Source organism: Rhodococcus sp. P4_C10 (genome assembly GCF_056402135.1).
On the sequence record NZ_JBFUHZ010000037.1, the window covers coordinates 60,799 to 73,992 of the forward strand.

At 69.7% G+C, this 13,194-nt stretch carries 8 protein-coding genes and 1 pseudogene; 5 read left to right on the forward strand and 4 right to left on the reverse strand.

Features of this window, described 5'->3' with window-relative positions; translation table 11 throughout:
• Positions 1-6: 6 nt before the first annotated feature.
• The gene (locus AC1DWC_RS20740; protein WP_477911068.1) at positions 7-1,341 is read right to left on the reverse strand and encodes a DUF1254 domain-containing protein; all 1,335 of its coding nucleotides are present in this window, start codon (positions 1,339-1,341) and stop codon (positions 7-9) included.
• Positions 1,342-1,479: 138 nt separating this feature from the next.
• On the opposite strand from AC1DWC_RS20740, the gene AC1DWC_RS20745 reads away from it, so the two are divergent.
• Together AC1DWC_RS20745 and AC1DWC_RS20750 are read left to right on the forward strand one after the other, a co-directional pair.
• Positions 1,480-3,156, forward strand: coding sequence for an FUSC family protein (locus AC1DWC_RS20745; protein ID WP_477911070.1), 1,677 nt, complete (start codon positions 1,480-1,482; stop codon positions 3,154-3,156).
• Positions 3,157-3,222: 66 nt separating this feature from the next.
• A complete protein-coding gene (locus AC1DWC_RS20750) occupies positions 3,223-5,574 on the forward strand; it encodes an arylsulfatase (protein WP_477911072.1) in 2,352 nt (783 codons plus the stop codon).
• Positions 5,575-5,613: 39 nt separating this feature from the next.
• Here the strand turns inward: AC1DWC_RS20750 and AC1DWC_RS20755 are convergent.
• The 3 genes and pseudogenes from AC1DWC_RS20755 to AC1DWC_RS20765 all read right to left on the reverse strand — a co-directional run.
• Positions 5,614-6,345 (reverse strand): annotated as a pseudogene (locus AC1DWC_RS20755) (LLM class F420-dependent oxidoreductase); the annotation flags it as partial.
• A 4-nt stretch (positions 6,346-6,349) separates the two neighbouring features.
• The gene (locus tag AC1DWC_RS20760) at positions 6,350-8,029 is read right to left on the reverse strand and encodes a SulP family inorganic anion transporter (protein ID WP_477911074.1); all 1,680 of its coding nucleotides are present in this window, start codon (positions 8,027-8,029) and stop codon (positions 6,350-6,352) included.
• 2 nt (positions 8,030-8,031) lie between these two features.
• Positions 8,032-10,395 carry an arylsulfatase gene (locus tag AC1DWC_RS20765; protein ID WP_477911076.1) on the reverse strand — a complete coding sequence of 788 codons (2,364 nt, stop codon included), beginning with the start codon at positions 10,393-10,395 and terminating at the stop codon, positions 8,032-8,034.
• Between the two features lie 143 nt (positions 10,396-10,538).
• Between AC1DWC_RS20765 and AC1DWC_RS20770 the strand changes: the two genes are divergently transcribed.
• The 3 genes from AC1DWC_RS20770 to AC1DWC_RS20780 all read left to right on the forward strand — a co-directional run bounded on the left by AC1DWC_RS20770 (position 10,539) and on the right by AC1DWC_RS20780 (position 13,148).
• Positions 10,539-11,828, forward strand: coding sequence for an ion channel protein (locus tag AC1DWC_RS20770; protein ID WP_477911078.1), 1,290 nt, complete (start codon positions 10,539-10,541; stop codon positions 11,826-11,828).
• Positions 11,825-12,634 carry a trimeric intracellular cation channel family protein gene (locus tag AC1DWC_RS20775; protein WP_477911080.1) on the forward strand — a complete coding sequence of 270 codons (810 nt, stop codon included), beginning with the start codon at positions 11,825-11,827 and terminating at the stop codon, positions 12,632-12,634. The genes AC1DWC_RS20770 and AC1DWC_RS20775 overlap by 4 nt, the downstream gene beginning before the upstream one ends.
• An 85-nt stretch (positions 12,635-12,719) precedes the next feature.
• Positions 12,720-13,148, forward strand: coding sequence for a nitroreductase/quinone reductase family protein (locus AC1DWC_RS20780; RefSeq protein ID WP_477911082.1), 429 nt, complete (start codon positions 12,720-12,722; stop codon positions 13,146-13,148).
• Positions 13,149-13,194 lie beyond the last annotated feature (46 nt).

Sequence of the window (13,194 nt, forward strand, 5' to 3'; positions counted from 1 at the left end):
AGTGTTTCAGGCCTTGATGATCGGTGGAATCTCGTAGGTTCCGTCGAACACCTCGGGCCGCGGGGTGTACATCCGCAGCAGCGGCCGGAAGCGACCAGCCGGGGAGGGCAGCCAGTTCGCCCTCGCGGTCGGATCGGTGGGCGCGGTCGCGCTGAGCGTGAGGGTCAACGAGCCGTCGGCTCCGTACACCAGTCCGGGAGTACGGTCACCGATCGAGTACCGGCCGATCTCGTTGGCCACCAGGTAGTAGTCGGGCACGTCGTACATCGTGATCGACCAGAACGCGTCCACCGGCGGCGTCTGGGCAAAGGTCAGGGTGTAGCTGCGCTCACCCGTCAACTCGTCGCCGTCGCCGTCCAGGTAGACCGGGGAGTACGCCGCCTCGTAGCCGTGGTTGCCCCACAGTCCGCCCATTGCCGCGGCCGCCCGCAGCCCGATCGCCCTCGCGCGGTCCGAGATCCGCCACTGCGGCGAGTCGATCGTGCCGACCTCGAAGAAGTCGTCGTTGTAGTCGAAGACGTGGAACGGCTGGTGCCAGCCGTTGACGACGGCGTCCCCGGCACCGGACCTCAGCGCGGCGACGAGCCCGTCGTGACCGGCCTTCGCCCCGGCCGCCAGCGCGGCCACCAGGTCCGGGTCGGCCGCCGGATACGGGCTGTCCCCGGACTCGAGCAGGCCGAGAGGCGCAAACGCCTGCTGCAGCGGCAGGTCCCGCGCGGCGGGCGGGTACGCCAGCAGGTACGCCCGCAGTTTCTCCCAGAACACCAGTGCCTCCGGCACATTCGGATCAGGCGTGGGCAACCCGAGCGGCCGCGTCTGCTCGCCGACTGCCGCCAACCCGAGCTGCTGCTGCAGAGCGCGGACGCGGGGCAGGTCCGCCTCGCCACTGCAGGCCCACCGACCCACGATCGACGCGACCGCAGTGGGGAACGCGATCCGGGTGACGCCGGACGGCGTCTGTCCCGTCCAGCCCGGAGGGGTCAGCAGGTATCGCCCCGCGGCCGTCCCGGTGGCACGCTTGCCCACGTAGGCGAAGTTGTCGGTCCACGCATCCACGAACTGGAGCACGTAGTACGCGCCGCCGGTGTCCGGGACCTCGAGCAGCAGCGGACCGTTCGTGAGGTCCAGCTGACACATCGAGTACACGGTGTCGTTGTTGATGGAGACGAAGGTGTCCTGCGGCCCGGCCAGCGTGGCGGCGTGGCTGAACTCGTTGAACGGCGCCGCCGGGTTGGATCCGACGCCGGTGGTGACGTAGCGCCGCACCTGGTCGAGGTTGAACACCAACGGAAATCCGTACACGTAGGCCTTCGCGGCCAGCTTCTCGAGATCCACACTCACAACGCGCTCCTGTTCGACGACGACAGGCTCGATCGCATCAGCCCCGGGGCCGCCGCCGCATCACCCGACGAGCATGAGCCTCGACGGTCACTACGATCAGTTCCGTGTCAGCTCCCCCGCCCCGCTCGGCCGCGCCCCGTGCCTGAGTCGCACGGCCCGCCGTCCCCGGCACCCGCTCGGCAGGTCCTGTTCGGGCTGCCGCCCGCCGGACGACGCTGGCCCGGCGCCACCCGGGCGGCGTTCGCGATGGGGATCCCGGCGCTGGCCGCGGTCGCCCTCGGCTACCCGCAGCAGGCACTGACCGTGACCATCGGCGCCTTCGCGGTGATCTACGGGGAGGGCAGGCCGTACCGCGCGCGGTGGAAGGTGGTCGCGCTGGCGGCGCTGGCGCTGGTGGCCGCGTCCTGGGTCGGCGGCCTCGTCGGCGAACCGGTGCGCCACGCCATCGCCGACGGCGGATCACCCGCCCTGCTGATGTGGGTGGTGCTGGTCATGTCGGCGGTCGCGGTGGTCGGGACCTACACCGTCGACGCCCTGCGGCTCGGCCCACCCGGCGTCTGGTTCCTCGTCCTCACCACCCAGATCGGCGCGCTGAACGTGCAGTCCGGCATGAGCCCGACCGAGATTGCGCTGTGGTGTGCCCTCGGCGGAGCCAGCGCGGTGGCCGTCTCGATGGTCGGCGCGCTGCGGACACCGCACGGGCCGGAGGTGGTGGCCGCCGCGGCCGCCACCGCCGCGGTCGACGACTACGTGGCCCGGCAGGCCGCGGGCCGGGGAACACCCGCGCTGCGGCACCGGGCGACCCAGATGCTGCAGGTGGCGTGGCAGAGCCTCTACGACGGCGGACTGGTGGCCCGCGGACACCCGCTCGTCGAGGTCCTCTCCGCCGCCCAGGTGCGGCTGTCCGGCGCCATCCGCCGAGACCCCAGCCTGGACCCGGACTCGGACCTCGACGACGTCCGACCGCAGCCGCCGATGCCGCGGCCCGGGGTGCACTACCGGTTCCTGCGGGCGCTGCACCCGGACAGTCACGCCTGGACCGCGGCCACCCGGGTGCTGGTGGCCTGCCTGGTGGCCGGGGGCGCCACGGTCGCGATCGGGACCGACCGGCCCGACTGGGCGGTGATCACCGCCGTACTGGTCCTGCACCAGGGTCCGGACCGGATCCTGGGCACCTACCGGGGCATCCACCGCGTCGCCGGGACCGTGGTGGGCGTGGTGGTCTTCGCGGTGCTGTTCTCCCTCCACCTCAGCGGGGTGTGGCTGGTGCTGACGGTGATGGCACTGCAGTTGCTGTTCGAACTGTTCGTCACCCGCAACTACGGCGTGGCCGTCGTCTTCATCACCCCGCTCGCCATCCTGATCGGCAACACCGGCCAACCGCAGGCCGCGGTCGCCCCGGTCGTGTGGGAACGGTTGGTGGAGACGGCGGTCGGCGTGTCCGTCGCGCTGATCGTCCTGTGGACGGTGGACCGGCACGCACACCGGCGCGTCCTGCGCTGGACCGACCGGCGGGTGGCGGTGTTCACCGGACTGACCATGCGGGCTCTTCGTGCCCCTGTACACGGCGACGCGTTGCTGCCGCTGCGCCGAGACCTGACGTTCGAGTTGCACAGTTCGTCGCTGGCGGGAATCGACGCGGCCCACAACGAACCGGCATGGGCGGCGGCCCGCTGGCCCGCCCACAGCGACCTGCACCACCTCGGTTTCGACGTGCTGGCCGGCTGCTGGTCCGCCGCGGCAGGGCGGCGGCCCCACGACGACGAGATCACCGGGTGGGAACGGCGGCTGGCGGCTTTCGCACGAAACGGGTGAGCCGCGGCGCCGTGGACGTGCCTACCGTCGACAGGGACTCGTCGTCGACTGGAAGGAACTCACCCCATGGCCGAGGAACTCCCCGGATCCGTGCTCCCCATCCCGGACCAGCAGTACCAGGGGCCGTTGTTCTTCGACGCCAAGCACCCGGAGGCGAAGCTGCCGCCCATCGAGATGCAGCGACCGCCGAAGGGCGCGCCGAACGTCTTGCTGATCCTGCTCGACGACGTCGGTTTCGGTGCGTCGAGCGCGTTCGGCGGGCCCGTGCACACCCCGACCGCCGAACGACTGGCCGCCGGCGGCCTCAAGTACTCCCGGTTCCACACCACCTCGCTGTGCTCCCCGACCCGCGCCGCCATGCTCACCGGGCGCAACCACCACGCGGTCGGCATGGGGCACATCACCGAGACCGCTACGCCCGCACCGGGTTACCGCTCCACCCGCCCCAACTCGTGCACCCCTTTGGCGGAGATCCTGCGCCAGAACGGCTACAACACAGCGCAGTTCGGCAAGTGCCACGAGGTGCCGGTGTGGGAGTCTGGCCCCACCGGCCCGTTCGACCACTGGCCGGCGTTCAGCGGCTTCGAGCGCTTCTACGGCTTCATCGGCGGCGAGACCAACCAGTGGCAGCCGGCCCTGGTGGACGGCGTCTCCGCGATCCTGCCGCCGGACGACCCGGACTACCACCTGATGCCGGACCTGGCCGACAAGGCCATCGACTACATCAAGCAGCAGCAGGCGCTCACCCCCGACAAGCCGTTCTTCACCTACTTCGCGCCGGGCGCCACGCACACCCCGCACCACGTGCCGAAGGACTGGATCGCCAAGTACAAGGGCAAGTTCGACCAGGGCTGGGATGCCGTCCGCGACGAGACCTTCCGCAAGCAGCTGCAGCTCGGCGTGATCGGCGCCGACTCGGACCTGACCGCGCGCCCAGACGGCATCATGGCGTGGGACGACGTGCCCGCCGAGCGCAAGCCGATCCTGGCGCACCAGATGGAGGTGTACGCGGCCTTCCTGGAGTACGCGGACTTCCACGTGGGCCGGGTGGTCGACGCCGTCGAGGAGATCGGCGAGCTGGACAACACGCTGATCCTGTACATCATCGGCGACAACGGCGCCTCCGCCGAGGGCGGCCTCGAGGGCACCTACATGATCACCACCGCCTCGAACGGCGGCGGCGAGTACGAGACCGTCGAGTTCTGGAACGAGCACCTCGACAAGATCGGCGGGCCGGAGGCCTACAACCACTACGCGGTCGGCTGGGCGCACGCGATGTGCACGCCGTACCAGTGGACCAAGCAGGTGGCCTCGCACTACGGCGGCACCCGCAACGGCACGATCATGCACTGGCCGGGCGGCATCGAGGCCAAGGGCGAGATCCGCACCCAGTGGCACCACGTCATCGACGTGGCCCCGACCATCCTCGAGCTGGCCGGACTCGCGCAGCCGCACACCGTCAACGGCGTCACGCAGGTGCCGATGCACGGCACCTCGTTCGCGTACAGCTTCAACGCGGCCGACGCGGACGAGCGGCACAAGACCCAGTACTTCGAGCTGATGGGCAACCGCGGCATCTACCACGACGGCTGGACCGCGGTCACCAAGCACCGCACCCCCTGGGACGTGGTCGCCCAGGCGCCGGACTTCTCGCTCGACGTGTGGGAGCTCTACGACACCACCACGGACTGGACGCAGGCGCACGACCTCTCGGCGCAGCACCCGGAGAAGCTGGCCCAGCTGCAGCAGCTGTTCATCATCGAGGCCGCGCGATACAACGTCCTCCCCCTCGACGACCGGGCCGCGGAGCGGATGAACCCGGCCATCGCCGGCCGCCCGACCCTGGTGCAGGGCGACAAGCTGCGGCTGTTCGAGGGCATGACGAGGCTGAACGAGAACGTCGCGATCAACATCAAGAACCGCAGCTACTCGGTGACCGCGCAGATCCAGGTCCCCGACGGCGGCGCCGAGGGCGTGGTGGTCACGCAGGGCGGCCGGACCGGCGGCTGGTGCCTGTTCACCGAGGGCGGCAAGCTCGGCTACCACTACAACTACTGCGGCCTGCGCCGGACGACGGTGCTCTCGGAGGACGATCTCGCACCCGGCGAGCACCAGGTGCGCGTCGAATTCGCCTACGACGGAGGCGGAATCGGTCGCGGCGGCACCGCGACGCTGTACATCGACGGCGACGACGCGGGCAGCGGGAAGGTCGAGCGCACCCACCCGCTGTACTTCTCGTTCGACGAGGGCCTGGACGTCGGCATCGACACCGGCATGCCGGTGTACGAGGGCTACAAGACCGAGCGGGGCAGGTTCAACGGCAAGATCGACTGGGCCGACATCGAATTGGGCGACGACGACCACAGTCACCTGATCGATCCCGAGGACGCCCTCGCCGCGGTGCTCAAGCACCAGTAGTCGCTCCGCTGGGTGTAGGCGGCGGAGCCGCCTACACCGTTCCCGCAGCGCGACCGCCAGCCGCAGTTCGCCGGGGTCGCGACCGGACTCACGGCACAGCTCACGCAGGACACCGGTCCGCTCGGCGACCTCGTCGACGCCGTCGAGGTTGAATCCGTACCAGCCGTCCCCCCAGGCCGCGACGCGACGGAGCGCGGCATCGCTGTTCCCGCCGACGACCACGGGGATTCGCCGGTCGCGGGCCGGGCGGGGGTTGACCCGGATCGCGTCGAAACGGACGAACTCACCGTCGAACGAAGCGACATCCTCGAGCCACAGCGCCCGCATGGCGGCGACGTACTCTGCCGTGCGCCGGCCCCGGCGCTCGAACGGAACCCCCAGCGCCGCAAACTCTTCCCGCGACCAGCCGACACCCACACCCAGCGTGAACCGGCCACCGCTGAGCCGGTCCAGAGTCGACGCCTGTTTGGCGACGAGCACCGGGTTGTGCTCGGGCAGCAGCAGGACGCCCGTCGCGATGCCGATGGTGCTGGTGGCCGCGGCGGCAAAGCTGAGCCCGATCATCGGGTCGAGCCAGTCCGCGATCGCGGGCACCGCGATCCGGCCGTCGTCGGCATACGGGTAACGCGACTGCGACCGGTCCACCATCACCACGTGCTCCCCCGACCACAGGGTGGCGAATCCGTTGCCCTCGGCGGCGGCCGCGACCGCGTCGATCACCTCGCGGCGGGCGCCGGTACCGATTCCCAACGCGTGCAGTCCCAGTCGCACGCCCTCACGCCCCTCCCGCCGTGCAGCGCACCGCGTCGTCGACGGTCGCGAAGGTCCGGCCCGACTCCTCGAAGTGCCGGCCCAGCTCCGTCTTGCGGGCGGTCTCCAGGTCGCGCTGCGGGACCTCCGCGAAGTAGATCGTGATGCCCTGGGCGGACAACTCCTGTTCGAGGTCCCGGACGTGGTGCATCACGGTGGTGGTGATCTTCCACGCCCGCGAGCAGTCCAGCACGACCGTCTTCGCGCCCCCGGCGTCGATGCGTTCCCGGATGGCCGTGACATTGGCCAGCACGTTCGCCGTGTACAGGGCCGAATTGATCCGCAGCACAAGCGGATCGGACGGCTCCGTCGGAGCGTCCTCGTCGCCGCCGGTCCACCGGCCGTCCGCGTCGCGGCGCAACTGCACCACGTGCGGCTCGTTGAGCTCGCGCAGCACCAGGTACAGGGTGAACAGCACGCCGACCGCGACCGCGGGCAGCAGGCCGGCCGTCAGGCCGATCAACGCCGTCGCCAGCGCGACCCAGAACTCCAGCTTGTTGATCCGCCAGAACCGTGCGAACGCGCCGATGTCCACCAGGCCCAGCGTCGCGACCACCACCATCGCGCCGAGCGTCGCCTGCGGCAGGTCGCTGAGCACCGGGGCGAGGAACAGGGCCACCAGCACCGCCAGGGCCGCGGTCACCAGCCCGCTGGCCTGGGTGCGCGCCCCCGCCCGCAAGGCCACCGCCGTCTGCGAGAACCCGCCGGCCGGCGGCAGGGTGTGGAAGAACGCGCCTGCCACCGAGGCCACGCCGTTCGCGAGCATCTCCTGGTCGCTGTCGATCTGCGGCTCCCCCTGCCTGCGTACCCCGCGCGCCACCGACACCGTCTCCAGGAAGGCCATCGCCGCGATCGCGAGGGCGCCGGGAATCAGTGCGCCCACATCGCGGAGGCTCGGGATGCCCGGCAGCGGAATGCCCTGCGGGACTTCCGCGATCAGCTCGACGCCGCGGCCGTCCAGGCCGGCGAACGCGACCAGCGCGATCCCCACCGCGACGACCACCAGCGGTCCCGGGACCCGGGGCACCAGCCTCGACATCGCGTACAGCGCACCGATGGACCCGACGGCCAGGAGCACCGTGGCCCCGTTCGCGTCACCGAGCTGACGCAGCGCCGACCACAGCACCCGGAAGAATCCGGTCGCGTCCGGGTCGGACGGCACGCCGAGAAGCTTGGGCAGCTGACTCGCGGCCACGGTCAGCCCGACGCCCACCTTGATCCCGGTCAGTGTCGCCTCGTTGATGTTCTCGATGACCGACCCGAGTTTGAGTACCCGCGCCAGCAGCAGGATCACACCGACCAGCAGGGTCAGCGTCATGAGCGCGGTCTGCGCGTCCTCCGAGCCGGCCGCGATCCCGGCCCCGATCATCGTCGACGCCGTCAGGAGCGCGATCGTCGAGGTGGTGCTGACGCTGACGGCCCTGGCCCCGCCGAGCATGGCGTACACGACCATCGGCACCATGCAGGTGTACAGGCCGATCTGCACCGGCATGTCCGCGATCGTCGCGTACGCCATCGCCTGCGGGATCACCACCGCCCCGGCGCTGAGACCCGCGACGACATCGCCACGCAGCCAACGCTTCTGGTACCCGACGAGGGTCGGCGCCAGCACCGGGGCATCCCGCCGCGGATTCAGCCCGGCCACGGCTACTGCTTCATCATCGCGATGTTCATGAGGTGGCCGGGATCCGCCAGGTGACCGTGGTCGTCCTCCCCGAGGTCGATGACCACCCTGTCGATGGTTCCCGTGAACGCGTTCCCGGTCGCCTGGTAGTCCGACGACACCGGCGAGGCGAGATCCTGCCCGACGTCGACCGTCTCGTCGAAGGTGAACTGGAACGGGATGGTCCGTTCGACCCGGCCCTCGCCGACCTTCTGGTCGGCGGCGAAGAGAGAGGCCGTGCCGCCCTTGCCGACTCCCCCGCCGTCGTACGCGAAATGCATTCGCAGTTCCTGTTTTCCGGGCGCCACCGGGGTGTCCGATCGGACGATGGCCGTGTCGATACCGAGCAGGTTGTAGGCGAACGCGAGCTTGCCGTCGAGCGCGTAGAACGACCAACCGCCGTAGGCGCCGCCCTGCGCGATGATCACCCCGTTGGCACCGTCGTCCGGCACCTCGGCCGATGCTGTGACCGTGAACGACTTGTTCTTGATGTTGATGGCCGAGTTCTCGCTCAGGCGCCGCATGCCGCGATAGAACGTCTGACTCTGCGCGGTGATCAGCGCCGGCCGCCCCGCGATGTCGGGGTTCATCCGTTCTGCCGAGCGGATGTCCATCGGCAGCACGTTGAACCTTGCGGCCTGGATGAGGAACAGCCGCTGCAGGTGGGCGAGCTTGTCCGGGTACTCGGCGGCGAGGTCGTTCGACTGGGTCCAGTCTTCCTCGACGTTGTAGAGCTCCCACACGTCGTCGTCGAGGCCGTGGTCCGAACTGAGCCAGGGGTCCTTGTGCTTCGCGACCGCCGTCCAGCCCTTGTGGAAGATCGCCCGGTTGCCGAGCATCTCGAAGTACTGCGTGGTGTGCTGCTCCGCCGCGTCCGCATCGTCGAAGGAGTAGTTCATCGGGGTGCCCTCGTAGGGACGCTGCGTGACGCCGTGCACCGTCGACGGCTCGGGAATGCCCGCCGCCTGCAGCACCGTCGGCGCGACATCGATGGCGTGGGCGAACTGATTGCGGATCTCGCCACGCGCCGCGATGCCGTTGGGCCAGCTGACGATGGTGCCGTTGCGGGTGCCGCCCCAGTGCGAGGCCACCTGCTTGGTCCACTGGTAGGGCGTGTCCATGGCGTGCGCCCAGCCCACCGCGTAGTGGTTGTACGAGCTCGGGGTGCCGATGTCGTCTATGTGCGCGGCGACGTACTCCTCGGTCTCGATGTCGTTCATGTGGTTGATCGTGAAGCCCTCGTTGGTCGTGCCGTGCATCGATCCCTCGGCGGATGCCCCGTTGTCGCCGATGATCACGTAGACGAGGGTGTCGTCGAGCACGTCGAGCTCCTCGAGCGCGTCCAGGAGACGGCCGACGTGGTGGTCTGCGTAGTCGAGGAAGCCCGCGTACACCTCCATCTGACGGGCGAGGGCCGGCTTGATGGTCTCGCTCATCTCGTCCCAGGCGGGGATGCCGGGGCTGCGCTCGGTGAGCACCGCGTCCTGCGGGATGACGCCGAGCGCCTTCTGCCGTTCGAATGTCTCCTGGCGCAGGGCATCCCAGCCCTGGTCGAACTGGCCGCGGTACTTGTCCGCCCACTCCTTGGGCACGTGGTGCGGGGCGTGCGTCGCACCGGGCGCGAAGTAGGTGAAGAACGGCTTGTCCGGGGCAAGGGACTTCTGCTGACGCGTCCAGTCGATCGCCTTGTCCGTCATGTCGCCCATGAAGTGGTAGCCCTCTTCCGGGGTGCCCCACGGCTCGACCGGCGAGGTGTTCTCGTAGATCGCCGGGTACCACTGGTTGGTCTCGCCGCCGAGGAACCCGTAGAAGTACTCGAACCCGCCACCGGGGTGCGGCCAGTGGTCGAACGGACCCACCGCCGAGGCCTCCCACACCGGCACCTCGTGGCACTTGCCGAACTGGGCGGTGTTGTACCCGTTGAGCTTCAGGGTCTCCGCGAGGGGCGCGCAGTTGTTGGGCCGCAGCGAGTTGTAGCCCGGCGCGCTGGTGGCGATCTCGGTGATGCCACCCATGCCGACGGTGTGGTGGTTGCGACCGGACAGCAGCGCCGCGCGGGTCGGCGAGCACAGCGCGGTGGTATGGAACCGGGTGTACTTGAGGCCCTGCGCGGCCACCCGCTCGAAGTTCGGAGTCTCGATCGGCCCACCGAACGCGCTCGAGGCCCCGAACCCCACGTCGTCGATCAGTACGACGAGCACGTTGGGCGCACCGTCCGGCGGGAGGAGTCGGCGGATCGGCGGGAACTGCGTGTCCGGGTCCGTCGCGTCATAGGTGACGGTGCCGGTGTAGGCGAGGTCCGGGATCGGCAGGGCTCCGCGCTGAATTCCGTTGGGATCAGTTGGCATGGTGGACGAACCTCTCGCTTGGAAGCGTCAGTCGTCTCGACACTAGGAAGCGGCTCCGCGAAGGGGATCATCCACAGCGGGTGAGCCGCCGACGGCCGCCGTCCCCCATCCTCGAAGGACCGACACCGACGGGAGACTTCGCGTTGACCAGTGCGACCGAGGAATCCGAGCTCACACCGACGACCCGGCAACTGGCGGCACTCGCCGTTCCCGCGGTCGCCGTCGGCGTTGGCTGTGCGTTGATGCTGATCGGGCTCAGCGTGCTTGCCAACAAGCTCCAGCGACTGCTGTGGACGACACTGCCCGACTGGGTCGGCGTGTCCGGCGCATCCGGCTGGTGGGCGTTCGGCACGCTGACCGTCGTCGGCTTTGTGGTCGGTCTCGTGGTCTGGAAGATGCCCGGTCACGCCGGACCCGACCCCGCAACCACCGGCCTCGTCGCGAAACCGCTTGCACCGTCTGCTCTCCCAAGCCTCGCGCTGGTGCTGGTGATCGGGCTGGCCGGCGGCGTCAGCCTCGGCCCCGAGAACCCGATCATCGCGATCAACACCGCCCTGACCGTGTGGATCGTCGGGCGCCTGTGGAAGCGGGTGCCCACGGAGGTCGCGGTGATGCTCGCGGCGGCCGCCACCATCGGGGCCATGTTCGGCACCCCCGTCGCGGCGGCGCTCGTATTCACCGAGATGGCCGCGATGCATACCGGCGGACAGCTCTGGAACAAGCTGTTCGCGCCGCTGGTCGCGGCCGGCGCGGGCACGTTGACCATGGTGATGCTGGCGCGGCCGATGCTCTCGGTCGAGGTCCCCGGATACGACGACCCGGCCCTCGCCGACCTGGTCGGCGGCGCCGTGATCGCCGCCGCGGCCGCCCTGTTGTGCCTGGCCGCCGTCTACGCCTTCCCGGTGGTCCACAGCATCTTTCACCGGTTCCCGAACCCGCTGCTCGCCATCACCGCGGGCGGCGCAGTGCTGGGTGTCCTCGGCGCGATCGGCGGCGACATGACCCTGTTCAAGGGGTTGGACGAGATGAAGGAGCTGACCGCGGTCGCGGCCGACGAGTCCACGGGTCAGCTCGTCCTCATCACCGTGGTCAAGCTCGTCGCCCTGCTGGTCGCCGCGAGCTGCGGGTTCCGCGGCGGCCGCATCTTCCCGGCGGTGTTCATCGGCGTCGGGGTGGGCCTGGTCGGGCACAGTGCGGTTGCCGCAATCCCGTTGATCGTGGCGATCTCGTGTGGAGTGCTCGGCACGGTGCTGGTGGTCGCACGGGACGGCTGGCTCGCCATCTTCATGGCCGCGACCACCGTCGCGGACATCCGGATCCTGCCGTTGCTGTGCATCGTGATTCTCCCGCTGTGGCTGCTGGTCGCGAAGCGGCCCCAGATGCTGATCCCGCCGCCCTCACCCGCACTCGTACCGGCCAAGGAGACGGCATGATCCTCGACCTGCTCGCCGCGGGCACCACCACGCCGACCGTGGGCTTCGGGAGCTTCAAGATCACCGGTCAGCACACCTTCTTCGACCTGATCGCGGCCACCACGAACGCTCTCAACGGTGCCCTGCTGGCCCGCCGGCCCGACCACTACCGCAACTTCACGGTCGTGGGCATCCTGTTGATGGCACTGATCGGCGGCATCGGCGGCGGCATCAGCCGGGACGTGATGCTCGCCGAAATCCCCGCTGCCCTGCTCAACCCGGCCTACATCACCCTGTGCGTGGTGGCGGGTCTGATCGGCTACTCCGTGGCGTTCGCGTCCGGACAGCTGTTCCGGGAGGGCCTGTTCCAGTTCATGACCTCGCTGTCGCTGCCCTGGTACGCGATGGTCGGCGCGATGAAGGCCACCGAGCACGGGGTTCCGGTGCTCGGCGCACTCGCGATTGCGATCGTCGGCCCGACCGCGGGCCGCTACATCATCGACGTCAGCTGCGGCGTGACGCCCAAGCAGCTGGTGCGCGGCGAGTGGTTCGTGTTCACCGCGTTCCTCACGGGCGCGGTCTGGTTGGTGTTCAACGCCTTCGGGCTGAACAACTGGATCGCCGCGCCGGCCGCGGTGCTGGTCGGCTTCGCCTTCCGGATGGCCGCGTTGTACCGAGCCTGGGAGGAACCCCTCGCCAAGGAACCGAGCGGCGCCTACATCCACGACGACGGACGGCCGCTGCTGGGCCGCAAGCTGCACAAGAAGTCCGAACGGGAGCTCAGGCTCCTCGGACTCGTCCCCGACGAACGGGCGGACGCGACTTGAGCACTCACGCAGCGGCGCGGACGAAAGGCGAACACGCCGACCGGAAAGCCTGCCTCCCCCGCGACCCGGTAGGAGAATGCACAGGATGAGCAGCCCCAGCGACTGGAATACGAACATCATCGCCGAATTCCGCGCCAACGAGGGCCGAGTGGGTGGCCCGTTCGAGGGCGCCCCGCTGGTGCTGGTGCGGCACCGCGGCCGCCGGAGCGGGCGCGAGCTGGTGAGCCCGGTGATGTACATGCAGGACGAACACGACCCGGACCAGATCTACGTCTTCGCCTCCAAGGCCGGCGCCCCGTCCAACCCGGACTGGTACTACAACCTCGTCTCCGCCGGTGACGCCGAGGTCGAACGGGGCACCGAGCAGTACCCGGTGACCGTCACCGAGGTGACCGGCGACGAACGGGATCGGATCTTCGCGGAGCAGGCTCACCGGTATCCCGGCTTCGCCGAGTACGCGGAGAAGACCGCCGGCATCCGGACCATCCCGGTGCTGGTGCTGCGCCGCGCCTGAGCTTTGCCTCCTACGCAGCGCAGACCGGTTGCGGCCGAGTGAGTCT